This is a genomic window from Brevibacillus parabrevis (assembly GCF_022701015.1).
Classification (GTDB): Bacteria; Bacillota; Bacilli; order Brevibacillales; family Brevibacillaceae; genus Brevibacillus; species Brevibacillus parabrevis.
Genome location: NZ_CP064090.1, coordinates 1329555 through 1354312 on the forward strand (window position 1 = coordinate 1329555; position 24758 = coordinate 1354312).

Here is a 24758-nt window from a genome sequence, read left to right on the forward strand (position 1 = left end):
GTGAGAACGGGAGACAGACTCTTTTTCCATAAGGCAAAGCTTGCTACACGAAAGAGGAAGGCAAAGTATGTACATTTTGCTGGTAGAGCGCAACCAGGTCGCGCAATAGCGGCTCTTTCATGGCATGCAGCCTCGGACACGGATGATAGTAGTCCTGGCCGTTGGAACAGCGTTTCCCAAAAGCAGGCACGCTGGCCGAGGCGATTTGCTTTTGCCACATGGCTTTTAGTGCGGAAAAATGAGGCCGCGATTTTCTTTGCAAGCAACCCCATCCGAGCATGATCCACGGCTGCTTTCGCAGTTCTTCTCTGGAAGCGAGCTGTGCTTCCAGTGTAGTTTCGCCATTCTCCACGAGCTGCTCGAAGCAGGCGATAGCGTCAGAAGCGGACGGGTTTTGCAAGGAAAACAAGTTGAATATATAAAATCTCCCTTCCAGCGGGCGGTTCTGGTAAATCGCTTCCGTAAAGCGAACCAACTGCTGCATGGTCGGGTCGAGAGTGACCTGGCCCATGATGCTTCGGCCAGCGGCGGGCCTTGCCTGGAAAAGAGCCGCCGACCCCGGATTGAGCAACAGAGCACTGCCCAGCGAGCGGGTGACGGAGGCGGGCCCCCATTGAATATAAGTCGAAGTGCGGTAGTTTCGGCCGCGCTCTTCCCGGAAAGTGGCGAATGCCTTAGGCTTAGGCTGATTCATGCTTGCTCCCTCCTCGCAAAGCGTTTCTACTAATCACTATATGCGAGAGAGGGGCTTCTATTACGGCTAGTTCGTCTCTTTGGACGGGATCATGCGGAACAGGACGACGTACAAGTAGGCACTGACCAACGTAAACGCTAAAATCACGCTGAACACGCTGAGTGGCGAGAGCCATTGTGACAGTCCGATTGTAATCGGGGCAATAAAGCGCCCGATCGAAAATTGGAGCGAAGAAGCGCCCATGTACTGTCCGCGCGCGTCCTCCGGCGAATATTTGCTGATGAAGCTTTGTGCCACCGGGGTGCGGATCAGCTCTCCCAAGGTGAGCACGCCCATACAGACGAACAAGAGCCAGATGTTTGTTGTAAACGCCATGAAAAACATGCCGAAGCCGTACAGGATCGAGGAGACAACGAGACTGTTGCGGTCGCTCCAGTGTGCGAACCAGCGTGTGACTGGCAGTGTGAACAGGACGACGAGCAGACCGTTTAACCCCATCAGCCAGCCAAAAGCGCTCGTGCCGCCGACAGTCAGCTTCCAGTCTTTCCAGGCAAACAGCGTTTGGTCAAAGACGTGTTCTTTGATGTACAGCGCCATGTACATGTCGAGCTGCATAAAGGAGATGGCGACCAAAATCCCGGCACCGATGTACAGGGCAAAGACTTTATCCCGGAAAATGACCGCGTAGCTTTTGAATTGCTGGGCCAGCGAGAAGCGTTCCTTGGCTTTTTCCTGGCGAATGTGATCAGGCAGCGTCTCTTTGATCAGGAAAAAGATCGCGAGCCCGAACAGCAGCTCGATGACCGTACAGGCGAGCAGCAGCTCATGACGGTAATGCACGAAAAAGAAGGAGCCGAGGACAGGGCCGGCTACTACCCCGATGTTCATGGCTGTGTAAAAGGTGGCGAAGACAATTCGCCTGTTTTCTTCTGTCGTCAGGTCGGCAACCATGGCAGAGCTGGCGGGCCAGTAAAGCGCGCCTGCAATCCCGATGCCGATAAAAGCGATGTAGTCCACCCAAGGCGAAGGCGAGAAGGCAAACAGGGCAAACATCGACGTCGAGGCAAAGATGGAGAGCAGCATGGTAAATCGCCGCCCGACGCGGTCAGCCAAATAGCCGCCGAACAGATTGGACAGCATCCCGAGCAGCGGGGGCACCATCAACAGCAGCCCGGCTACGTCTTTGCCGAATGTGTCACTGAAGTACAAAGCCATAAACGGAAAGTACATCCAGAAAAAAGTATGAGTGATCAGTTCGCCAAACAGGCGGACTTTCAAGTTCAAATCCCACGCACGCCATTGCATGACACAAATTCCTCCATTCATTGTTCCGTTCAAATTGCAGGCAGGTGCCGTGACCGCGCTTTTTTTCCGAAAAAGAAAAGCGGCTGCTCTTTTTGGCTAAACCTCCCGATGCACGGCTTTTTCACGACTTGGCACACACGTACGAACAGCGAGGGATAGGATGTTTTCCACAACAAAAAGCGCAAACGGAGCCAGAGCCAGTGCTCTTTTCCGCTTGCGCTTGATCGAACGATACAGGGTGGTAGGTAAGCCGAAAAACCGGGGAACCAAATAGGCTTTGCACCTGTAAAGAAGGGTACAAAAAACCAAAGGCTCGCACCATATATCGGCACCCGCCAATCTGATCGGGAAAAAGACGGAAGCGGTTCAGGCATCCTGCAGTTTCTAACGATAGGTAGGGTCGGTAAGAGGCAGCGGCCTCTTATCAAAAGGCCCCACCTAAGCGAGAAAAACTACATAAGACACCATGAACTCAACTCCCGTCTTTCAAAATATTTGAACAGGTAAACTCTTGTTGACTAGGATACTCTACGAAAATGATTTTAGGCAAGAGAAATTTTCGCTTTTTTTGGAATTGTACCAAACGGGTCGTTTTTTGACCCGCTTGAGCTGTTCCGATGATATGATAAGCACGAAGCTGAAAACGAAGTCGGCGCGTAATTGAAAAAGTTTCGCCCATTCAGTAAAATATTTTTTATAGGAATCGCGATAAGGGGGAGATTGCATGTTGGATACTCGAATTGTCAAGCTGGCGGAGAACTTGCTCAGCCATTCCGTGCGATTGGAGGAGAAGGAGACGCTGTTGATTGAAGTGCGCGGCGAGGGGCACGCTTTGGCCAAAGAACTGGTCAAGCAAGCGTACGCCAAGGGAGCCTATCCGTTTGTCCGGGTATTGGACCCGCAAATCCAGCGCGAGCTGATGATGGGAGCAAGTGCGGACCGTGCCGCTCATTTGGCAAAATGGGAAGAGCCGATGTTCAAAGATCTCGATACGTACATCGTGATCAATGGCCCGTCCAATGACAGCGAAATGGCAGATGTTCCGGTTGAGCGCCGCCGTGCCCACCAAAGCGTCATGCAAGAGTTGAACGATTACCTCGTAACGAACGTTCGCTGGACGCTGCTCAACTACCCGACGACAGCGATGGCCCAAAGCGCCAATATGTCGACGGAAGCTTTCGAGGATTTTTATTTCGATGTGTGCTCCCTTGACTATAAAAAGATGCACGAAGCGTTTCTCCCACTGAAGGAATTGATGGATCGCACGGACAAGGTACGCCTGGTCGGACCGGGAACGGACTTGCGCTTCTCCATCAAGGATATCCCGAACGTCATTTGCTCCGGACTGCGCAACATCCCGGACGGTGAAATCTTCACGGCGCCTGTGCGCGATTCTGTAAACGGCAAAATCACATTCAACACTGCCACAAGCTATATGGGCACGAAGTTTGAAAATGTGAGCCTGACATTCGAGAACGGGAAAATCGTCGAGGCGATCTCCAACAACACGGAGAAGCTCAACCAAATTTTTGACACCGATGAAGGCGCGCGGTATATCGGCGAGTTCGCGATCGGGGTGCATCCGTACATTTTGAATCCGATGAACGACATTTTGTTCGACGAGAAGATTGCGGGCAGCTTCCACTTCACGCCTGGCCGTGCCTACGAAAATGCGGATAACGGCAACCGCAGCCAAATTCACTGGGATATGGTGAACATCCAGCGTCCTGAGTACGGCGGCGGCGAAATCTGGTTTGACGACGTTCTGATCCGCAAAGACGGCCTGTTTGTCCTGCCAGAGCTGCAAGGGCTCAACCCGGAAAATTTGAAAGGCTAACAGCGAGCGGGAAAACCATCGTGCAATCGCATGGTGGTTTTTTTATGCGCGGATTTGGAGTCGCCGTCAGCAGGGAGGAGGGGAATGGGGCGCGGCGGGCGTCCTTTTGTTACAATAGGAAAAAAAGCATGGAACAGAGGGATTAGCCGTGAGTCGCAAAGACTGGATGGAATACATCGTCAAAGAAGAAGACAGCGGAATGAACGTCGAACAAATAGTCCGGCAAAAACTGAGCGTATCGGGACGAATGATGCAACGGCTGACGAGAAGCAAGGGGATTTTGCTCAACCGTAAACAGCCCTTTTTGCAGCGTCAGGTGAAGGTCGGGGATGTGGTCGCTGTTCGCGTAGTCGATCGGCAGGAGCAGGCAGAGCGGTCCTCGCAGCTTTCTGCACCGCCGTTGCCACCTGCCAGCCACGTAGTTCCGGTCGAAATTTTGTATGAAGACGATCATTTGTTGATTGCCAACAAACCCGCGGGTTTGCTGGTGCACCCAACCAAGCCGGAGCATACCGAAACATTGTTGCATTCGCTGGTTGAGCGGTTTGCGAAAAACGGGGAGAGTGCGAGCATTCATCCGGTGCACCGTTTGGATAAAGACACATCTGGAGCGATTCTGGTGGCAAAAAGCAGCTACGGTCACCAGCTGGCTGATCGGGTGCTGCGCGAAGGGGGCTTGCAGCGCGAATACTTGGCGGTGGTTAGCGGGCAACTGCCGCAGAAAACTGGGACGATTGACGCGCCCATTGGCCGCGATCCGCGCCACCCGAGCAAACGGCGCGTGACGAATGACGGAGACCATGCGGTTACCCATTACGAAGTCAAGCAGGCGTCTGAGGGGATGACGCTTGTCCGGGTCTGGCTGGAGACAGGGCGAACGCATCAGATCCGGGTTCATTTTGCCCACCTCGGTCACCCGCTGGCAGGCGACACGATGTACGGCGGAGCGAGAGGACTGTTGCGAAGACAGGCTCTGCACGCGGCAAGCCTGCGCTTTTTCCATCCCTTGCTCGAAAAAGAGCTGGTTGTGGAAGCGCCAGTGCCCGCAGATATGAAGCGACTGATTCAGGCGGAATTTGTCTAGCGAGCTGCTGTATCTCCTGGCAGTTGTCGATGGCATTCAAACGGCAAAGCGCAAAAGCAAGTTGGAACATGGGTGAAAACGAAGCTGGCAGGACTCGCCCTGCCGGTTTTTTTGTCGTACAGAAGAATAGGCAGTTGAATAACGTAACAGTGTTATGTTACATTGATTTTGGAGGTGCTTCACATGGACCCTAATCTCATCTCGAAAAAGGAGCTGCTGGAGCTGACAGGAATATCGTACGGGCAACTGTACCGCTGGAAACGGAAAAACCTGATTCCAGAGGACTGGTTCATCCGGCGCGCCACTTTTACGGGGCAGGAAACTTTTTTCCCGCGTGAGCAGATCATGTCCAGGATCGCCAAAATCGTTCACATGAAAGACGATCTGTCTTTGGATGAGCTGGCAGACATGTTCTCCCCTCATTTGGCGGGGACGAAGCTCAGTTATGACGAGCTAGTGGAGCGAAACATTGTTTCTGCTAACACATTGGAGTTGTATACGAAGTATCAGGGCAAGCCGGAAGTGTTCTCTTTTGAACAAGTGTTATACGTCTACGTGCTGAATCGGCTGCTGATTACAGGCGAAATGAGTCTGGATGAGAGCGGCGGGCTTTTGCAAGTGCTGTGCGATCACTATCCGAGCTTTGAGGGCAAGCCTTGCGAATTGATTTTTGTGCGAAAAATGGGGATTTCGACGTTTGTGCTGGTGCCTGGTGCTACAGAGGTACACTTTGACAGCGGCGTGAAAATCGTGTCCCGACTGAATTTGGCTGCATGTATCGAAGAGTTGAAAGCAAAAATGTAGCAGAATAGGGGATGAAGACGATGAACGAAAACAAACCGGATCTCGTCATTCACGGTTCCGTGAATGCATCGGGTGGCGTATATAACAAAGTGGATGTCCAAGGCTTTGGCAAAATCAAAGGGGATGTGGAGTGCGAGACACTGCATTGTGCAGGGCATCTCAGCATTACAGGGAATGTCCGGGGAGCTTCGGCAAAGGTGGAGGGAAACGCGTCGATCAGCGGCAAGGCTGAGCTGGACACGATCGAAGTATACGGTCAGCTCGACGTGAATGGAGACTTGGCTTTTACCAGGCTCAAGGTCGATGGAAACACGAAAATCCACGGCAGCATGACGGGAGAAGAAGTGAAAGTGCGCGGGATGCTGAAGACGACAGGTGACTGCGAAGCGGAGGTATTTTCCGCAAAAGGCGCTTTTACAGTCGGAGGCTTGCTGAATGCCGGACGAATTGAAGTTCACTTGCACGGCGGCTGTGAGGCCAAAGAAATGGGCGGGGAGTACATCGAGGTTCGCAAGGCAGGGAGCAGTACGCTCAACAAGCTGTTGAAACACATTTTTAACAGTGCGCTCGCCTTGTCTGTAGATAGTGTGGAAGGCGACGAGATTTATTTGGAGTACACGCGTGCCAAGGTCGTTCGCGGAAAAAATGTGGAGATCGGGCCGGGCTGCGAAATCGATCTGGTCGAGAGCTCCGAAGACTTTCGTCTCGATCCAGGCTCTCTGGTGAAACAGCATGTAAAACGGTAATGCCGGAAGCGGCCACCCCCACTTTCCCGGAATGCGTCGGGACGTTTTTCCCCCAAAAAAACAAGCTTGCGGAGAGCTTGTTTTTTGTTTGGATGATGCGGCAGCAAATTGTTTTTCAAACAGCGCATGCAAGTATTTACATGCATGCATGATCGGGATATAATGTGCGTGGAAAAATAGGAAAATGAAAGCAATTGCTTGCATGGCTTTGGAGGTGCGTTATGGATCAGCCCCATATCGAATACGTTTCTGGAGGGAGGGGTGAAGAGCAAGAGACACGAGAACGGATTTTGTCTGCCGCCCGCCAGTTAATGGCGCAAAAAGGTTATAAAGGAGCAACGACCCGCAAAATTTCTGAGTTGGCCGGAGTCAACGAAGTGACGATTTTTCGCCATTTCAAAACAAAGGTGGCGATACTGGAGGAGCTTCTTAAAGACATTCTCGAAGTGCGGGAGCAACTGGAGCAAGGCTTGCAGGGCGAGTTTGCCAACGTCAAGGAGATGCTCATTACTTATGCCAGGACGTACTATCATTTGCTGGTGGAGCGAAAAGAAATATTGATGATTTGCATCGTCGAAGCGGATAATCACCCGGAGGTCGTCAAGCTGTTCAGCAGCCTGCCGATGACGGCTGTGGAAGTGCTTGGCAACAAGCTCACCGAGTTTCAGGAGCAGGGACATTTGCCCAAGTCTGATCCGTGCACGGCAGCCTTGATGTTCATCTCGACGTTCTTTTATGCGTTCATGGCTAAATATCGGGTCGGTCTCGATGTGCCCATCATCGACGACGAAGAGCAATTGTATGAACATGCGTCAGAAATTTTGCTGCAAGGAATCAGAAGGGTCTAAACATACAAAATCGTGTGATGGTACATAGGAGCGGGGGAAGTCATGATGAGAAAATGGCTTGTATCTGTAATGATGATTGGATTGCTCGCAACGACGGCATGCAGTGAGCAGCAGCCTGCGGCAGCACCGGAAAAGGAAGTCAAACAAGTCGTAGTGGCGGCTGTCAAAAAGGAGCAAGCAGTAACCGTGACCGAGCTGTCCGGAACATTGGAGCCTTTGGAAGAAGCGGTCGTTTCTTTTGAGGTAGGCGGGCGGCTTGTCGAGATGGCCAGAAACGAAGGCGACAAGGTCAAGGCCGGAGAGGTGTTGGCCCGCGTAAATGCCCAGGATTATTCGCTCCAGGTAGCTTCCTCCAACGCAGCGGTACAACAGAGCGCGGCCACTTTGAGCAAAGTGAACAACGGAGCCAGAGAGCAGGAAGTGACTCAGGCGCGCTTGCTGGTGGAAAAAGCAACGGTCGCCTTGCAAAAAATGCAGGATGATTTCAAGCGGATTGAACAGCTCTATCAGCAAAAAGCAATCTCGCAAAGCGAGTTTGAGACGGCTCAAAACGGACTGACGATCGCGCAAAAAGATTTGCAAAATGCCCAGCAGGCGTACTCGCTGGTCACACAGGGCGCTCGTTCGGAAGACAAGGAACTGAGCCGCGCTACATACAACCAGGCTGTGATTGCCAAGGAAGCAGCCGCCAGCACACTGGCCAAAACACAGCTTCGTTCCCCGATCAATGGAACGATCATCGCCAAGTTCACTTCCGCCGGAAACCTGGTCGGCTCCGGCACCCCGGTTTATAAAGTGGGCAATATCGATACGTTAAAAGTCGTGCTGCCCGTACCAGACCGCGAGATAGCTACCTGGAAGGAAGGCGAGGTCGTTTCGCTGGACTTGTACGACCAGAAACGGGATGGCAAAGTCACGAAAATTTTCCCCGCTACGAATCAGAGCACGGGAACAATCGGTGTAGAAGTGCAAATTGCCAACCCTGCGCATGACTGGTTTGCCGGGCAAGTGGTGAAGGCGACCAAGACGATCAAAGGACAGGTCGGCATCTATGTTCCGGTAGAGTCAGTCATCAGCAGAGGAAAAGACGACGCCCATGTGTTTGTCGATGCTGCTGGGAAGGCACTGAAAACAAAAGTGGAAATCGGACAGATTGCAAGCGACAAACTGGAAATCAAGAGCGGGCTGAAAGAGGGGGACCAACTGATCGTCAAAGGTGTCGACCGTTTGTTTGATGGAGACCCGATTGAGGCGACAGGAGGGAAGCAGCCGTGATCAAGTACATCGTTGCGAAGCGCAAGATCACCCTGCTGTTTTTCATTATGGTGGTGCTGGTTGGCTTCCTCAGCTTTTTCCAGCTTCCCAAGCAAGAGTCACCTGATATTATCGTCAATCTTGCTACAGTGACGACGATTTACCCGGGAGCTTCGCCGGAAAAGGTGGAGCAGACCGTCACCAAAAAGCTGGAAGAAAAAATCAACGAGCTTCAAGGCTTGAACTACGTATCCTCGACTTCTTCGCTTGGCGTTTCTTTTATCATCGTGGAAGCGAAAAGCGACGTTGACCCGAAGCAAAAATGGGATGAGCTGCGCAAAAAGGTAAAGGACGCTGAGGCGGATCTTCCGGCGGACGCCAAACAGCCGATCATCAACGACGACTTGAATCGCACATTTGTCCAGACGTTTGCCGTTACAGCGGATACGCAGGAGCAGCTGTACAGCATGCGTGACATGTTCAAATCGTGGAAAGAACAACTGCGGACCATTCCGAACGTGGCAGATGTCCAGGTGGAAGGCTTGCCGAAGCAAGAGGTTCGCATCGAGGTCGATACGCAAAAGCTCAGCCAGTTCGGAATTACGTGGGGCCAGGTAATGATGGCCGTCAAACAGGAAAATGAAAAAATTCCGCTCGGCGATTTGACCACAGACAAACGTACGTATCAGTTGAAACTGGCCGAAAATGCAAATGTCGATGAGCTGAACAAAGTATTGATTGCCCGCACACCGGAAGGCTTTCCGATTTATTTGAAGGACATCGGCCAGGCCAAAATGACGACAGAGACGGTCAAAACGACGTCTTACTACAACGGCAAGCCGTCTATCTCCGTAAGCATCAACGCGGAGACAGGAAGCGACGTGCCATCGCTGCAAAAGCGCGTGGACGAAATGATGCTAACTTTGGACAAATCACTTCCGGCTGGGGCGGAAAGACATTCGATCTACAGCCAAAATGAGCGCGTAGATGAGCTGTTCAGCGATCTTACCCGGGAAATGATTATCGCCGTGATTGCCGTCTTGCTGGTCTGCACATTGGGACTGAATCTGATCACTTCGTTCGTCGTGGCATTGGCGATCCCGATCTCGCTGGCAGTAGGGCTTTTGTTCCTGCCGTCGCTGGGAATCACGATGAACATGATTTCGATTGTCTCACTCATCATCGTGCTCGGGATTTTGGTCGATGATGCTGTGGTGGTCAATGACAACATCGAACGCCGCCTGTCCGTGTTGGGCGAAAAGCCGCTGGCAGCAGCGGTCAACGGCGCCAAGGAAGTGTCCATTTCCATCGTAACGGCGACTTTGGCGACGATTGCTTCCTTTGCTCCGCTGATGTTTTTGAATGGGAACGCAGGTCAATTCATTCGCCCTGTACCCGCGATTATTTCATTGACGATGCTCGCGTCCATGGTGATGTCTTTGACCATTATCCCGATTTTCCGTCAGTGGTACGAGACGCGGCGAAAATCAGGTGTCGAAGGATACCGCAAACCGGCTGGACTGTTGGGCAAGCAACTGACACAGCTGACAGGCTGGTACGCCGGCAAGCTGATGCCCAAAATTCTCAAGCGTCCGCTTATGGCCGGGATGATTGGCGTTTTGATCGGGACGGCTGCTTACGGTTTGGTTCCGCTTACGCCTGTCCAGTTGTTCCCGAACGATGACCGTCCGCAATTTTTGGTCGATATTCGCATGCCAGTGGGAAGCAGTCTGGAAGAGACAGACCGAGTCGTGCGCGGCGTATCCGATTGGGCTATGAAGCAGCATGGCATTGAATCTGTCGCTTCCTATGCCGGGAGCAGCGCACCGAAGATGTTTGGTGGAGATACCGATGCGGGAAGCGGTATCACTGTCGGTCAGCTCGTCGTGCATTTCAATGAGAAAGAAACGAAAGTTGAAACCATATTGGAGCCTTGGACAGAAGAGTTCAAGAAGCTGTACCCGGAAGCGACTGTCTTGCCTAAGCAGTTAGAGGCGGGGCCGCCTGTCGGCAAGCCGGTAGTCATCCGCGTCTACGGCGAAGATATTGAAACGCTCCGTTCCCTGTCTGCGCAAATCAAAGACAAGGTCGCGGGGATTTCCGGAACTTTTGACGTGCAGGATAATTTCGGCGTAGAGCGCTACACGCTCGAATTTGTCGTCAACAAAGAGCTAATGGAGCAAAAATTGGTCAATTACACCGATTTGTCCACGACGCTGCGACTGGTCAGCGAAGGCATTACCGTCAGCGAGTTTGACACGGGCGATGAGCTTGTCGACATCAAGATGTTCCTGCAAAAAGGCAACGAAGACCCGGCGCTGTTGTTCCAACGACTCAGCATCGCCAATGCGCGCGGCGAGCTGATTCCGCTGTCGCAGCTTGCAGAAGTTAAGCCTACGTTCAGCACACAGGCGATCCCGCACCGCGATTTGTCGCGCAGCGTTACGATCTCGGCCGATGTGAAAAATCGCACGGCTACAGAAGTGATGACGGAAATCCAGCCTTTGCTCAACAGCATGTCTTTGCCAGAAGGCTATCGCATCGACATCGGCGGAGAAACTTCCGAGCAGACGGACATCTTTATCGATATGGGCAAACTCTCCATTATCGTAGTATTCCTGATCCTGATTTTGATTGCGATGCAGTTTTACTCGCTGACGATTCCGGTGCTGGTGATGAGTACCGTCTACTTGGCGGTCGCAGGCAGTCTGATTGGATTGTTCGTGACGCAAACGCCGCTCGGCTTCATGACGATGATGGGCGTGATTTCGCTGTCGGGAATCGTCGTGCGCAACGGCATCGTGTTCATCGAGTTCATCGAAGAGGCGCGCCACGCGGGGGTAGAGTTGAAGCAAGCGGTCATTTCAGCAGGCGAGGCACGATTGAGACCGATTTTGTTGACCTCGTTTACCGCCGTAGCTGGCCTCATGCCACTGGCTATTTCCGGTGACGTCCTGTTCAAGCCGCTCGCGGTGACGATTATTTCCGGCCTGTTGTTCTCAACGCTTTTGACACTGATTGTCGTGCCGTCCTTCTACACGGTATTGACTCAGCGCAAATTGAAAAAGCAGGCGAAAAAAGCGGCAAAACGTCCGGACTTGTACGGTCCGGAGGCAGAAATGATGTAAGGAAATAACAGCAGCGGCAGTCTCTCGCGCGATTGGGCGAAGAGCGTGCCGCTGCTTTTTTTATGAAGCGTGCAAAAGCAAAAGCAAGCGGGGCAGGAGGGCATCGGTTATAGCTCAGATGCCTGTGTCCTTTTCGCTCTGCGCCAACCGCTGAACAAAAGCATTGGAATCGACACGGCCAGCAAGAGTGCGCAAAGAGCGGAAAGCGACTGGAACAGCCAGCCGTACTCTACTAGCCAGGGAATTTCATGCAACGGCATGTTTTTCATCAGTGGCAACGTCGGGACTAGCATGGCATCTGCAAAAATGTGCAGGACGATCGGCGCGCCTAACCCCCAGCGCAAGGCGGCAAAGGCCCAAAGGACTCCGATCAGAAAAGATTCAAACAGGGTGCCGAGTCCATGCCCGGGCACGTGATAACAAGCGAACAGGAGCGACGGAACGATGAGGTAAAGCCATTTGGCATACCCGGGCCACTCTTTTCGGGAATAGAGGAGGGCGAGCAACAGCAACGGGATGCCGCGAAAGACCAGCTCTTCCCACAGAGGATTGTGCCAGGTGGCAAACACGAGCAGGTTTGCTTTGCCTGCCAGCTCCTGTGAGCCGATTGGCTGTAGTTTCGACCAACCGCTGATTGCCTGAAATGTCGCACCGCCCGCTTTTGCCAGCAAAAATCCGGCCAGAATGAACAGAAACGCTTCGACCAGGCTGCGTTTTTGTGCCAGACGAATCATGCTCAGCGTGTATACGAGCGTAAAGACAGCAAAAATAAACCAGCCAGGGAGTGGAACAGCCAGCTTCCACGCTGATTTTGGCCAGAACAGGAGCGTTACGGATACGGTTTCTTGCCAAAAGCCTGACTCGATGAATTGCCCCCAGGAGACGATCAACGGCAGCAAAAGTACAATCAGCAGCAAACTGCCAGGTAACGGATTGGCGGACATCAAGCGAAAAGCGTTTTTCATCATGTTGCGACCCTCACATTGTTCAAGATTATTTTCTTTAATCCTCCTATTTATCCAATGATTGGTCTATACTAAAGGCACATTCTTCAGATTCTTTTAAGAGTTTGCTTGTGACAAGAAACACGTCCAGACGTGTGATATGATAGAGTGAGACGATACTGTACGCAGAGAAATATAGAGAGAGAACGCAAACAGGAAGGGAGTGTCCAGGATGCAACAGCCCCAGCTTCTTCATGAAGAAAAGGTATTCAAAGACCCTGTCCACCGCTATGTCCATGTGCGGGACAAATTCATATGGGACTTGATCAACTCGCCAGAATTTCAACGTCTGCGCCGGGTCAAGCAACTGGGCACCAGCTTTTTTACCTTTCACGGTGGAGAGCACAGCCGGTTTAACCATTCGCTTGGCGTGTACGAGCTGATGCGGCGAATTTTGGAGACGTTTGAAGGCCGGATTCAACTGACGTACGAGGAAAAGCTGCTCTGCTTGTGTGCTGCTTTGCTCCACGATGTCGGACATGGGCCGTTTTCGCATTCCTTTGAAAAGGTGTTCAAGTACCACCACGAGGACTGGACGCGGGCAATCTTGCTCGGCGATACGCAAATCAACCGGATTTTGCGCCGTTTCGATGAGGAGTTTCCGAAAAAGCTGGCAGAAGTGATCAACAAAACGTACGACAACAAGCTGATTGTCAGCCTCATTTCCAGCCAGCTGGACGCAGATCGCATGGACTATTTGCTGCGAGATGCCTACTACACGGGTGTGAATTACGGAAACTTTGAGATCGAGCGCATTTTGCGAGTCATGCGACCGCAGGAGGACGGCATTGTTTTCAAGTTCAGCGGCATGCACGCGGTTGAGGACTACATCATGTCGCGCTACCAAATGTATTGGCAAGTATATTTCCATCCGGTGACGCGCAGCGCGGAAGTTGTGCTTTGCAAAATTTTCCAGCGGGCCAAATGGCTGTTTGCCACAGGGTACAAGTTTTCCCAGGAGCCTGTCATGCTGCTTCCTTTTTTGACGGAAAAGGTGGAGGTGGCCGATTATTTGGCGCTGGATGAATCGGTGATTTTGTTCTACATGCAGCTTTGGCGCAAGGAAGAAGACACTATTTTGAAAGATTTGTGCGCCCGTTTTTTGGACAGGAATCTCTTCAAATACGTCGAATATAATCCAAGAGATTTTCGCTTGCTGGCAGAACTGAAAGAACAGTTCATTGAGGCAGGGATCGACCCGATGTATTATTTGGAGGTAGACACGACCTCCGATCTTCCGTATGATTTTTACCGTGCCGGAGAAGAAGAGGAGCGGATTCCGATCATGCTCCAGATGCCTTCCGGCGAGCTGGTAGAACTGTCGCAGAAGTCTGAGATTGTACAGGCCATTAGCGGAAAGCGCCGATTTGACTACAAATTGTACTTTCCATTGGATAAAGTCATGGCTTTGCCGGGGGAGCTATCCCGGAAGATTCGAGAACGTCTGGGAGTGATGGAGGATGCTTAATCGTCACGCCAAGATCATTCGTCTGATCGAAATTGTCGGCGAAGTGAGCGGGCGAAAAAAATTGCAGAAAATGGTGTACATAGGAAAACATCTGGAGATGGATTTCGATGAGCGCTACGAGTTTCACATGTACGGTCCGTATTCGGAAGAGCTGACACTCAGGGTAGATGAGTTGTGCAACATGGGGCTTCTGGATGAGCAGGTGGAGAGCAAGGGCGCCATTCACATGTACCGCTACTCGCTTAACGAAACGGGGCGAGATTTCCTCCGGTTTCACGAGGTCGACTTTGGCTTGGGAGAGCGAGCCATCTTGCGCATGAACGAAGAGAACTCCCGTTTTCTTGAACTGGTATCCACTATCTTGTACTTCAACCATTTGCCCTACGAAGAAATGAAGGGCAAAATTTTTACTTTTAAGAGCAAACAGCGCTATTCCGAGGAAGAAATCCGGAAGGGACAGGCTTTTATCGAGGAACTGCGTTCTTTGATGCACGGAGACGGCACGGAATTGAACTGATGTAAAATGTTTTGCATAAACGAACCAGCACGGCGTACGAACTTCCAACAGTTGTGGTACGTCATTTTTTTTGTCTTTTTTCGCGGGTTTTTAAATCAGGGAACTGTCTGTCAAGTCGACCACAAAGCGGGTCGGCTTTTTTTGTCTCACAATGACGCCGCATAATACGGGCATCGTTCTTTGACAAAAACATAGTCAGTCCGTTTTCAATTTAGCCCGTGTGGAGGGAGCGAAGAAAATGAAGAGAGTTCGGCACGGATGGTGGTGGAGTGTGCTTGGCGGCGCTATTTTGCTTGGCGCGTTGATTTTATGGAGTGGTGGGCTAGGTACGAAGGAGGCGAAGATCGTCTACGTTTTCAGCAACAGTTGTGGATATTGCACAACGTTTACGCCCACGTTTGAAAAGGTGGCAAAAGATTATCCACAGGAATGGGTGGCACGACTGGACATCCAGAGGGACTGGGAGCTGGATGAAGCCATGCGTTTGGGAGCGCAGGCGACGCCCACGGTTTTTATCGTAGACGGGGAGCGGGTCATCGACAAGCTGGAGGGGGATGTGCCGGAGGCGTTGCTGCGAAGCTTTTTGCAAAGAAACCTGGAGCGGGATCTTTCGATAAATGGATAAAATAGGTAAAATGTCTGGTAATAGGGAGGGGATAGGCGTGAAGCTGATTGGAAAAACGGTGTGGACAAGTTTGTTGTTAGTGGGGATCGCGGTGGTGCAAAACGGTGGCAGCGAAAGCGAAGTTCTTCGTCTACATGTAGCGGAAGCAGCGGCAAAATCCGCACCTGCCTCTGATTATGCCAATCATCCCGCCAAAGATGCCATTTTGCACGGCCTGCAAAAAGGCTACCTCTGGAAGTATCCGGACGGAAAATTTCACCCCGAGCAAACCGTGACCCAGTCGCAATTTGTAGCCAGTCTGGTAGCGATTCGGCAAGTAAGCGAAAAAGAGTCTGTGCCAGCACTCGCTGCGGGCCATTGGGCCAAAGACATCTACGAGCGCGCACAAAAGGCAGGAATTTTGGCGAATGTGCCCGTCAATCCGAACAAGCTGTTGACGAAGGAAGAGGCGGCGCTGCTGGTGTTTAATGCGTGGAAGCCGTTTCGGGGGGAGAAAATGAAAGGCTATACCAACACTGGAGCTTTAGTCACATGGGGATGGATGGAGCCCGCACCGAAGGGACAAGCGAAGTTCCGAGAGGATTTACCTGTGACACGTGGGGATGCCGCGAAAATTTTGAGGTATTTGTGGCAGGATAAGTGGCAGCTAGAGTTGGGGACGAAGTGGAGAAATGAATTTGAACAAAGTTTGAAAATACTAAATGGAAAGGTTATTGGCAAGGTGCCGAAAGGAGATACACAGTTTACTATAAGGGTTAGCTTTGTTACTTCTGATGACGGGAGAAGGGGCTTTCTAAATGGAGAAAGCTTTCAAGTAGAAGTTAACTCTGTTAAAACAACGTTTGTTTTATCTATCAGAAATAATCTGGACTCTACTGACGCAGGAATCGTTTACTATGATATACCCACTTTAAAAAGAGAGATAAAGAATAAGCAATTCTCTCTGTAAACAAAAAAGGAGCATGCCATGAGTTTTGCTCGAAATAAAAAAATATGGAAAAGAATTATTGTTGTGTTGTATTTGTTTATCTATTTATCGTTTGATGTCCTTGTTCCTAGTTTGTTTGCAGCAACGCCTGTAAATCGAGGAATAGTTCTAGGAGTAATTAACGCAGATAAAAAAATTGGGCCTTTAAAACAGTTTGATGAATTAACTATAGAAGGGATTACTGCGAACTTAGGAGCAACAAACTCCAAAATTGAAATTAATGGAATTCGAGATGCAAGAGATGTTATTGGTTTTGCAGATTTGCATGAAAAAGCTGATCGTGGATGGTACTATGTATACGCACCTTCACCAAATGAGCCAAATAGAGATTTTGATGAATCTGTGTATTGGATACAAAGATTTAATGGCAATCCAGGATTTATATTAGGTGGAGGGTTCAATGTTTACAGCCGGACTGTCAATAACATCACAAACCCCAGTATGATATCTTACCAAGCCTACAACCTAGCCGAACTAGCCACAGCCTCCGGCGGAGCTGGCTACACCATTGGAGACAATCTCGAACCAACCGGGAATGGCTACATATCCGTAGGCCATTTCCGCACCACCCCTCAACCGACTGGACAAGTCAGCACTAACAAAACCAAATACGAGGTCAACGAACAGGTGACCATTTCGGCGAATGCCACGGACTATTCTTACTATGACCGTGGCATTCTTGTTTGGAGTTTGTCAGTTGTCAACAAAACTACCGGGCGAGGTTACCACTCCTTTGTGACCAACGAAGAAATTCGCGATCAGAGCGGGTACGTGCCTGTTGTAAGCGAAACTAGCATCCCGAAGCCATTTGTATGGACAAACAGCTACCAATACAAGCCAGTGGAAGCGGGTCTCTACGAGGTAACACTGACGATAACCGACAGGCACCACCGCTCCCGTCAAGGCTCGCCCAGCATCAACGTATCGACTCCTTACACGTACCAATTCACAGTAGGAGACGCGTCGCCGATCGACCCGAAGCCTCCTGTTGACCCGGAACCTGTCGGCTGCAAACGCACGACGATGGACTTGCGCATTGAAGAAGAGAAGACAGTCAGAGAGCTGCTGCGGGTAGCCGATCAGGGAGAGACTATCACTGTCGAGAAGTATGCCACGATTATCGCCACGGCGAAAAAGCCTGGTTCGTTTACGAAAAATGGTGTCGCTATGCAAACGGGAAGTGGCGACAATCGCAAAGTTGGCATCACGGAAGCGCCTGAATCTGGCACATTCAAAATTGCCTATACGAGCGAAGACAAAACAGAATGTTGGGAAAAAAGCATTGCCGTCAAAAGAGGGGGCCAGGGAGTCGATCAATGCCCAATCGTTATGGTGAACGGCAAAGCGCTGTCAAGCGGTGCAACCATTGAATTGTCTCCGGGAGAGGAGATCAGGTTCAAGTCCACTTATCGGGACGCAGCCGGAGAAGTCAACCCGGCGTCCATTTTATGGGATGTGACAAAGCCTGACGGGACTGTCGAGACATTGCCCAGGCGAGACAAGGGCGACCGCGCAGGATGGGTTACTTATAATTCCGATACATTTCGGCTTCCCTATACAGATGAGGTTGGCGAAGGTGTGACTTTGGACAAGGGAAAAACATATCGCGTGAAACTGAACTATAATCAGGCACTCTGGAGAGACAGGCCGGAGTGCGATTGGCAAATTACGATCAAAATTCGCGATATCAGCTGCTCAATCGCTGAACAGGAACGAATACGTTTCAAAAGATACGGGGAGCAACCTTCGCAGTTCCCGCCGGGCGGGGAGAGCTTTTCTGATTTCAAATTCATTCCGTTTTACAAGGAAAACTTTACGCAGACGCCAGAAGGATACCAGACTCACATGCGAGTGGCTGCCAGCAGCTCGGGAACCTGGTATGTGGAGAGAAACAATGAGAGAAAGCCGCTCGGTCAAAAACTAGGGGCGAGTGAGCAGCAAGCCGTTGTGCTGCCCGAAGACATCGAAGTGGGAGAGCAAATCAAACTGGTTTTCATTTCCGAAACCGGATGCATCCGTGAATTTGTCTTTACTGTTCAAGGCTATGGCAGATGTTACAAAATGCTGATCAGTATGGAAACGCTCTCTGGTCAAGAGGCATGGACAAGGCCGATACAGCGTGGGGAAACCATTCGGCTTCAAGCGTCTGATTTTCCTGACAAGCGGTACGATCTGATGTTGTTTACATCCGAGGACACGAAAATGAACACGCAATGGCTGGACCCGGTTTCTTTGGAGTGGAAGTTTTCGCGGGACGGCCGGAGCTTGCCTTCTGATAAGCTTCCGGTTGAAAGTCACTGGATACGTCTCCCGGATGATGATGTGACAGACGAAGTGTTGCCAGGTTTGTACATGGTGGCGTTTTATGGCGAGTCCAACGAGACGTGTGACGGTTATATTTTCATTGAGATTGAAGGAGCGGATACGACCGACAAGGAAAATTTGCTCATTCTCAAAGAGAGTTTCGCGATTGCTCCCAAACAGCCGCAAGCAGCTGGGACAACAGGCGTCATTACGTTTCAAATTAAAAATGCAGGCAAACTCAAGCATGATACAAAGCTGGCAGTGAGATGGGACAGCTCGGCAAAAGAAACGATGCTCGATGTAGACGGATTTAAGCCGGGCGAGGTGCGTACGATCAAGGTTCCAACGCAATACCCGCAAAAATCCGAGGATTTTATTGCCCATTTGAACCCGGCCCAAAATCAGCCGGAAAATGAAATGAACTGGGCAGACAACCGGGCAAAATGGCCTGTAAAAATCGTCGGCGGAAACATTCCGCAGCCCCCGGGAGGCGGAGAGGATTACGAAGGCGGGGAGATCGGACTGGAGATTTACGACAGCGATGGACGCCAATTGCAAAAGCTTCCGGTGCATGCAGATGGCGTATGGGAGAGAGAGCCAGCCAAAATTCGCGTCGTGATTGATCAAACGAAAATCAATGAAGGCTATCAAAAGACACAGCAGCAAATCAATCAAAAAATAACGGATTACGCGCAACAGCTTGAACAGTCGGTCAGTGGAGAGGAAATCAAGAACGTCAAAGTGACAGCAAATCCGGGCTGGATCGCCGATGCAAAACGTTTGGCTGTCTACACACCTGCCATGTTGGATTTGCAAGTAACGGGACCCGGCGTACCTGAACAATGGCAGGTTGCCAGCACTTCCATGGGTGGGGAGTTTGTTTATACAGGGACGACCGTTCCGACTCAAACGACATGGAGACAAGTATTGCAAAATCAGAAATACAAAGCGGAAATTAACGGTTTTGTCATCACGATGAACTACAAAATTGACTTTGCCTTGAGCTATGACGTGTGCACCAAAGACGAGGATGACAACGAGACGTGCGAGGCACAACAAGCCGGCAGCACCATGACAGGCCGTTATACGATCACGGTCAAAGGCGGAGAGCGGCTTTTTGAAGTGTTTGAACCGAATGCGACAAGCTCTGTCCTTCATACAGCCGAATGGGCTGAGTACCACGGGCGTGACCGCTATCCGGACAGTACACCTCTCGATTTTTACGCTGGAGAGCGGATCTTGGCGCGCGTGGAGCTGCAGGATCGACATCGTCACCCGGTCAGCGGACAGTTTCCCCTCATCGCCTCGGCCAAGGCGTGGATATCTGAGACTGGACGGAGGCAGACGTCATTGCAGTCTTTGCTCGATTTGCGCGCTATTTCCAGCCAGCGATGGGGCGGTCCTTCCTATGCGGTTGCCAAGTTGGGGCAGCGTGAGACAGGGGTAGATACTCCTTTGATGGGAGACAAGCAGTACGGATTTGAAAAAGGGGCTTCTTATGAGGTTTACTACCAGGTTCAGTTCCGGTTTGGTGTGAACAAAGGTTTTTCCTACTGGAACAAAACGACAGGACAAGGTCATGAGCATGCAGATTACCGGGTGCCTTTCCGAATCATTGCCAACGCTTGGGAACGCCAAGGTGTCCGCAACCACAGCACTCAGTAAATATATTTGCAGCCCTTATCTGTCTTTTTTTACTGTTTGAAGTAGAAAGAAGACAAGGGGGATCGCGATGATGACAACGGCCAAGCGCCTGTTCTATTTGTTGATTATGCTTGCGATATGCTGGGTGAATGCTGGCGGAACCGGGTGGGCAAAAGAGCATCGTTTATTCGTTGAAACGGCGTGGGCTTGGGTGGAAGAGGGAGAGATACACTTTCAGGCGCAATTGTCAGCAGCTTCAGAGCAGGTCGAACTGGCTGTCGTTCAGGAAGAAGAGCGAAAAAGCCGGGCCTTCCGCAACGATGATCGCATTTCCGCTGTTGTTAAGCCTGCTGGCAATCGCCCGCTGATCATCAGTCTGACAGATCGGGACGACGAAGAGTTGTTGGCAAGCTGGCAACTGGATTTGGCTGATCTAGATGTATCTTATGAGGCTGCGTTGGATCTCAGGCGTGCACCTTGGGACAGGTACGTTGAGGACGGGAAAGACCTGCTGGAGTTAATCCCCGCGTCAGAAGAAGCTGAGATGCACCAGACTGGAGAACCGGATGAGTCAGAGATAGAGGAGCCGGACACAGACGTTTCTGATAGGTCACTGGATGAGTTGGCACAAGCGTTTTACAAAGATTTTGCCGAAAGCGACAAGCCACAAGAAGCCGAATTGCGCAGCAGAGAAGTGATTTTTGAACTGGAGCCTAACAATACCAAGGAAAAAGCGGATTGGCTGTTTGACGCCAAGGATAGCAGGGGGAAAATTGGCACAGCAGGCGACGTCGATTACTGGAAAGTAAAAGGCACGAAGCATGGACGAATGAATGTTTCCTTGCGTGAGGTTCCTCCGGGCCAGGACTATCACGTATACGTATTTGACAATGAGCATAACGAGCTGGGGCGTTCTGAGCTTGCGGGAGAGCACGATGAAAGTGTGGAAGGAATCGGCCTGGAAAAAGACCAGTGGTACTATGTCATGGTAAAAGGACATATGGAGTCTCACCATAAAGATTTTTACTATCGACTGCGGGTGGATTTTCTGGCTGATCAGACAGAAGCAAAAGTGGACGAGTACGAGCCGAACAATACGCTCGAAGAAGCGTACGAGCTGCCAGCCAATTTTACAGCTTCTGTGGACGGAAATTTGCACGCCAGTACGGACGTCGATTATTATCGCTACTCGTTCTCGCTTGCCTCGACTTTTACCATTGATCTCAAAGAAATTCCGGCCGGGATGGACATCGACTTGTATGTACAGGACGAGCAGGGGAAGGTATTGTCCCGATCAGAGAAGCCGAGGAATGCCAACGAACAAATCATCATGAACGTCGATCCGGGCAACTACATCATTAAAGTCATGGCGAGCAAGCGATCCGGTTTCACGCCTAATTCTTACAAGCTGGAGATAGCAGCAAAGACCATTCCGGTCATATTGATTCCGGGAATTGGCGGGTCACGCCTCATGGCCGAGGAGGGCGGTCAAGCTTCGGAAATATGGCTTGGTCTTGGAGACAGTTTGGTCGGAATCAATGACCCCAGACATCGGCGCTTGCTGTCGTTGGAGCCGACGACAACAAACAGCGTAGAAGTGCGCCCACGGCAGGCGGGAGCATCCATCTATCCGGAACCTGACGATGAAGGATTCAGCGCGATTGAGTATCTCTCTTACTCTCCGCTGAGCCCTGTGCGTGACATGACCGAACAGTATTACAGCATGGTCAAAGAATTGGAGAGAGCTGGCTACAAAAAGCACAAGACTATCTTTGCGATGCCGTATGACTGGCGATACAGCAGCACGAAAAACGCAGCTTTCCTCAAACAAAAAATAGATACTGCGCTGGAACGATCGGGGGCGAGGCAAGTTCAGCTGGTCGCGCACAGCATGGGTGGTTTGCTTACGAGGGAAACGTTGCTCTCAAATGTGTCGTACCAGTCAAAAGTCAAGCGCATTGTCTACATGGGAACGCCATTTCTCGGATCTCCGCGAGCGTATCAGGCAATCAAATACGGGTACAACTTTTCCATCCCATGGCTGGATGAAGAGACAGGAAAAATCATCTCGGAATACGCACCGGCTGTTTATGAACTGCTGCCTTCCAAAAAGTATTTTGAAACGGTGGGTTTCTTGAAGAAAAATCGCAACGAACCTTACAGCTATCAAGACTTTTTGCAAGATAAAAAAATTCGTCTCGACTACACTCCGCTGGTCAAGCAGGGAGGAGCACTCCATGAAAAGTGGGACAAAAAGACGATCAATGTACCTCAGTATGCGATTGTTGGTACGGGTCAAACTACGTTTCTCGGCTACTACTTTGATGCGTACCACAATGAATGGGTCCCTTATTACGACAATGGTCTTGGAGATGGCACCGTTCCGTACATCAGCGCGAACTATGCTCAAAAGGATATGAAAAAAAGGTACTATGTAGCTGGCGAACATGCCAAGCTGCCTGCCAATCCGGAAGTCATGAAACAAGTGACGCAATTGCTGAAGGGCAACGAGGAAGTTCAGCCTGGTCTACGCAACCAGCTCGGGGGCAAAAGCGCCAAGTATTTGTACTACATTATTTCCAAGGAAGACGGGACTTTTCCAGAGTTGACGTTGCTGAAAAATGGAAAGTCGATCAAGCTCGATGCGAATGCAAAAGAAGTGGTGGAAGATTTGTCGATTGAATACCATGGCAACATCGTAGTAATCCATGTGCTCGATCAAGAAGAACTGGAATTTGAACCTCCAACGCCAGCTTCAAACGAGCCAGCGACGAAGCTTTTCATCAAGCGCTTTTCGTCCGAAGATTCACAAGAAGATGGGGAAAGCGGCAGGCGGTATCGCCTGGACGGAAATGGCTTAAACGAAGCGCCGGAGGAAAGCTGAAAATGGGATACATGAATAGATGAATGAATAAATAGGCGGAAGTCTGGATTTGTGAATCCATAAAATCGCTTGATCAAGACTTCCAATAGAGCGCCCAAAGCACCTAAGGCAGGAAGGACGAAAATATGGACAATCTGTTTATCTGGCTGCTCCTCGGCCCGTTTATGTACTCGATTGAGTTGGGCGGACCGATTATCGGGTTGCTTGTAACAGGCTACCTGCGGGCGGTTTACGGATTTCGGGGATGGTTGACGTTCGGCGCAGCGTTTCTTGGCTGTTTTTTGTACTACATGATTGCCGTGCCTTCCGATACGATGCTGGGATCGCTCCTGATCATCAAGGCAGCGATGGCGATTCACTCTGCGTTGCTGCTGACTTTGATCATGTGGCTGTTCGACAAGCTCATGAAGCGATATCGTAAAAAGCCGACCGAGGACGGGGAGCCGCTTGACGAAGAAGCAGAGGGGCACGAAGCAAAAAAATAACCGGGCACATGGGCAAATTGCGTCACTGTAGGTTTCCGAGTAGAATAAAGAAAGGAGAATATGTGTCTGGAGGGCGTGTAAATGGATATTTTCGATAACAAAAAAGGCGGCTTTACCATCATGAGCGGCAAAACGGACGTTCATGGCGGATTCGGCCAAGGGGTACTCGATCTGGGGGCTGTATCGTCCGTCATCATCGATGGAGATGAAGCCTACATCGACATGGGGGCGCTGCATGCAAAAAGCTCGATTGAAAAAGGCATCAAATGGACGATGAACAAAGAAGAAGTACCGAACGGCAAGCCGTACTGGGTGGTGTGGGTAACCGTTGACCGCAATGAAAATGGCCCGTATTACGCAGGGGCGACTGCTTGTTACATGGAAATCGATCGGGAAGCGCGCCGTGGCTACAAAATTTTGGCGGATCATGTGAATCGTATGGACTATTCCATGAAGCGCCGGATCATGTTGACCGAGCTTGGCGACAAAGAAAAAGCTGCTTTGAAAAAATTGCTGATCGAAAATAATGCAGCCATGTTCGATAATTCCACGGAGGAATTAAAACAAAATTTGTCCTAAAGCTGGAAATCGTGAACGGTCTGTGAACAAATTGTGAAATCAATTGTTACCAGAATTGAAGTCAGGTAAACTTATTTCCATATCTGTGTACATGTACACTGGGTCAACAAACAGGGAAAGAGCCGTCACTCTTTCCCTGTTTGCGTTCAGGCAAATTGTGAACATGATGATCCGGTGATTGCCGATAGAAGATTTTTTTACTGGTCATGGTTTGCGCTGATAGCGGCACACTAAAGAGGCTCGACCCAAACTGTCTGACGGAAGGGGCGGTACTCATGAATGAAGATCCGCGTGAACAGGAGCAATCCCAGGATCATTTTGTGAAACACGGCGGGGTTCATTTTCGGACGCATGTGGAACCTGCTGAAATCAACAACTTTATCCGCAAGCTCCCGGCAGGCAAGCGGGAAAGCTTGTTTGAAGTATTGGAACAGCTCGATCAGGCCGGGATGATTAGTATCGTCAACGACCATGTCTTCACCGACGGAGATGGCATCGTAGGCGGCGGAGACAGCCAATCATTAAAGTGATGAGCCAGGCATTGAAATGATGAAACAAAA

Annotated in this window: 19 protein-coding genes; 16 read left to right on the top strand and 3 right to left on the bottom strand. The window is 50.7% G+C overall.

Annotation, left to right across the window (positions count from 1 at the left end):
• Positions 1 to 43 precede the first annotated feature (43 nt).
• Both IRJ17_RS06365 and IRJ17_RS06370 read right to left on the bottom strand, forming a co-directional pair.
• Entirely contained in the window at positions 44 to 694 is a 651-nt protein-coding gene (locus tag IRJ17_RS06365; RefSeq protein WP_122962543.1) for a DUF1643 domain-containing protein, read from the bottom strand.
• Between the two features lie 66 nt (positions 695 to 760).
• Positions 761 to 1999, bottom strand: a complete 1239-nt coding sequence (locus IRJ17_RS06370) for an MDR family MFS transporter (RefSeq protein ID WP_122962544.1) — start codon at positions 1997 to 1999, stop codon at positions 761 to 763.
• Positions 2000 to 2723: 724 nt separating this feature from the next.
• Here IRJ17_RS06370 and IRJ17_RS06375 point away from each other — a divergent pair.
• The 7 genes from IRJ17_RS06375 (at position 2724) to IRJ17_RS06405 (ending at position 11700) form a co-directional block, all read left to right on the top strand.
• Positions 2724 to 3836 (top strand): aminopeptidase, encoded by a 1113-nt coding sequence (locus IRJ17_RS06375; protein WP_173599048.1) that lies wholly within the window; start codon positions 2724 to 2726, stop codon positions 3834 to 3836.
• A gap of 148 nt (positions 3837 to 3984) precedes the next feature.
• Entirely contained in the window at positions 3985 to 4920 is a 936-nt protein-coding gene (locus IRJ17_RS06380) for an RluA family pseudouridine synthase (protein WP_242773834.1), read from the top strand.
• A 183-nt stretch (positions 4921 to 5103) separates the two neighbouring features.
• Positions 5104 to 5724: a YhbD family protein gene (locus tag IRJ17_RS06385; protein ID WP_242773836.1), complete on the top strand. Its 621-nt coding sequence runs from the start codon at positions 5104 to 5106 to the stop codon at positions 5722 to 5724.
• A gap of 20 nt (positions 5725 to 5744) precedes the next feature.
• Positions 5745 to 6470, top strand: coding sequence for a polymer-forming cytoskeletal protein (locus tag IRJ17_RS06390; protein WP_229049764.1), 726 nt, complete (start codon positions 5745 to 5747; stop codon positions 6468 to 6470).
• 221 nt (positions 6471 to 6691) lie between these two features.
• On the top strand, positions 6692 to 7318 hold the full coding sequence (locus tag IRJ17_RS06395) for a TetR/AcrR family transcriptional regulator (RefSeq protein WP_063228934.1): 627 nt from the start codon (positions 6692 to 6694) through the stop codon (positions 7316 to 7318).
• A gap of 42 nt (positions 7319 to 7360) precedes the next feature.
• The gene (locus tag IRJ17_RS06400) at positions 7361 to 8593 is read left to right on the top strand and encodes an efflux RND transporter periplasmic adaptor subunit (RefSeq protein ID WP_173596346.1); all 1233 of its coding nucleotides are present in this window, start codon (positions 7361 to 7363) and stop codon (positions 8591 to 8593) included.
• On the top strand, positions 8590 to 11700 hold the full coding sequence (locus IRJ17_RS06405) for an efflux RND transporter permease subunit (RefSeq protein ID WP_173596347.1): 3111 nt from the start codon (positions 8590 to 8592) through the stop codon (positions 11698 to 11700). Before IRJ17_RS06400 ends, IRJ17_RS06405 begins: the two co-directional genes overlap by 4 nt.
• Before the next feature lie 107 nt (positions 11701 to 11807).
• Here IRJ17_RS06405 and IRJ17_RS06410 read toward each other — a convergent pair whose 3' ends face one another.
• Entirely contained in the window at positions 11808 to 12668 is an 861-nt protein-coding gene (locus IRJ17_RS06410; protein WP_173599044.1) for a CPBP family intramembrane glutamic endopeptidase, read from the bottom strand.
• A 208-nt stretch (positions 12669 to 12876) separates the two neighbouring features.
• Here IRJ17_RS06410 and IRJ17_RS06415 point away from each other — a divergent pair, with 208 nt between their 5' ends.
• From IRJ17_RS06415 to IRJ17_RS06455, 9 genes are all read left to right on the top strand, one after another.
• Entirely contained in the window at positions 12877 to 14172 is a 1296-nt protein-coding gene (locus tag IRJ17_RS06415) for an HD domain-containing protein (RefSeq protein ID WP_173599043.1), read from the top strand.
• Positions 14165 to 14689: a YwgA family protein gene (locus IRJ17_RS06420; RefSeq protein ID WP_063228939.1), complete on the top strand. Its 525-nt coding sequence runs from the start codon at positions 14165 to 14167 to the stop codon at positions 14687 to 14689. The genes IRJ17_RS06415 and IRJ17_RS06420 overlap by 8 nt, the downstream gene beginning before the upstream one ends.
• A 238-nt stretch (positions 14690 to 14927) precedes the next feature.
• Complete coding sequence (locus IRJ17_RS06425; protein WP_242773838.1) at positions 14928 to 15314, top strand: thioredoxin family protein; 387 nt, start codon at positions 14928 to 14930, stop codon at positions 15312 to 15314.
• 37 nt (positions 15315 to 15351) lie between these two features.
• A complete protein-coding gene (locus tag IRJ17_RS06430; RefSeq protein ID WP_242773847.1) occupies positions 15352 to 16263 on the top strand; it encodes an S-layer homology domain-containing protein in 912 nt (303 codons plus the stop codon).
• 480 nt (positions 16264 to 16743) lie between these two features.
• The gene (locus tag IRJ17_RS06435; RefSeq protein ID WP_242773851.1) at positions 16744 to 20271 is read left to right on the top strand and encodes an ABC transporter permease; all 3528 of its coding nucleotides are present in this window, start codon (positions 16744 to 16746) and stop codon (positions 20269 to 20271) included.
• A 70-nt stretch (positions 20272 to 20341) separates the two neighbouring features.
• Positions 20342 to 23134, top strand: a complete 2793-nt coding sequence (locus tag IRJ17_RS06440; RefSeq protein WP_242773859.1) for a lipase/acyltransferase domain-containing protein — start codon at positions 20342 to 20344, stop codon at positions 23132 to 23134.
• A gap of 125 nt (positions 23135 to 23259) precedes the next feature.
• Positions 23260 to 23619 (top strand): hypothetical protein, encoded by a 360-nt coding sequence (locus IRJ17_RS06445; RefSeq protein WP_242773861.1) that lies wholly within the window; start codon positions 23260 to 23262, stop codon positions 23617 to 23619.
• Positions 23620 to 23700: 81 nt separating this feature from the next.
• A complete protein-coding gene (locus tag IRJ17_RS06450; RefSeq protein ID WP_122962554.1) occupies positions 23701 to 24198 on the top strand; it encodes a YwhD family protein in 498 nt (165 codons plus the stop codon).
• A gap of 275 nt (positions 24199 to 24473) precedes the next feature.
• Positions 24474 to 24728 carry a hypothetical protein gene (locus IRJ17_RS06455; RefSeq protein WP_122962555.1) on the top strand — a complete coding sequence of 85 codons (255 nt, stop codon included), beginning with the start codon at positions 24474 to 24476 and terminating at the stop codon, positions 24726 to 24728.
• Positions 24729 to 24758 lie beyond the last annotated feature (30 nt).

Coding starts and splice junctions, on each gene's coding strand:
- IRJ17_RS06365 (WP_122962543.1), bottom strand. CDS start 694: ATGAATCAGCCTAAGCCTAAGGCATTCGCCACTTTCCGGGAAGAGCGC.
- IRJ17_RS06370 (WP_122962544.1), bottom strand. CDS start 1,999: ATGCAATGGCGTGCGTGGGATTTGAACTTGAAAGTCCGCCTGTTTGGC.
- IRJ17_RS06375 (WP_173599048.1), top strand. CDS start 2,724: ATGTTGGATACTCGAATTGTCAAGCTGGCGGAGAACTTGCTCAGCCAT.
- IRJ17_RS06385 (WP_242773836.1), top strand. CDS start 5,104: ATGGACCCTAATCTCATCTCGAAAAAGGAGCTGCTGGAGCTGACAGGA.
- IRJ17_RS06390 (WP_229049764.1), top strand. CDS start 5,745: ATGAACGAAAACAAACCGGATCTCGTCATTCACGGTTCCGTGAATGCA.
- IRJ17_RS06395 (WP_063228934.1), top strand. CDS start 6,692: ATGGATCAGCCCCATATCGAATACGTTTCTGGAGGGAGGGGTGAAGAG.
- IRJ17_RS06400 (WP_173596346.1), top strand. CDS start 7,361: ATGATGAGAAAATGGCTTGTATCTGTAATGATGATTGGATTGCTCGCA.
- IRJ17_RS06410 (WP_173599044.1), bottom strand. CDS start 12,668: ATGATGAAAAACGCTTTTCGCTTGATGTCCGCCAATCCGTTACCTGGC.
- IRJ17_RS06415 (WP_173599043.1), top strand. CDS start 12,877: ATGCAACAGCCCCAGCTTCTTCATGAAGAAAAGGTATTCAAAGACCCT.
- IRJ17_RS06420 (WP_063228939.1), top strand. CDS start 14,165: ATGCTTAATCGTCACGCCAAGATCATTCGTCTGATCGAAATTGTCGGC.
- IRJ17_RS06425 (WP_242773838.1), top strand. CDS start 14,928: ATGAAGAGAGTTCGGCACGGATGGTGGTGGAGTGTGCTTGGCGGCGCT.
- IRJ17_RS06435 (WP_242773851.1), top strand. CDS start 16,744: ATGATATCTTACCAAGCCTACAACCTAGCCGAACTAGCCACAGCCTCC.
- IRJ17_RS06440 (WP_242773859.1), top strand. CDS start 20,342: ATGACAACGGCCAAGCGCCTGTTCTATTTGTTGATTATGCTTGCGATA.
- IRJ17_RS06445 (WP_242773861.1), top strand. CDS start 23,260: ATGGACAATCTGTTTATCTGGCTGCTCCTCGGCCCGTTTATGTACTCG.
- IRJ17_RS06450 (WP_122962554.1), top strand. CDS start 23,701: ATGGATATTTTCGATAACAAAAAAGGCGGCTTTACCATCATGAGCGGC.
- IRJ17_RS06455 (WP_122962555.1), top strand. CDS start 24,474: ATGAATGAAGATCCGCGTGAACAGGAGCAATCCCAGGATCATTTTGTG.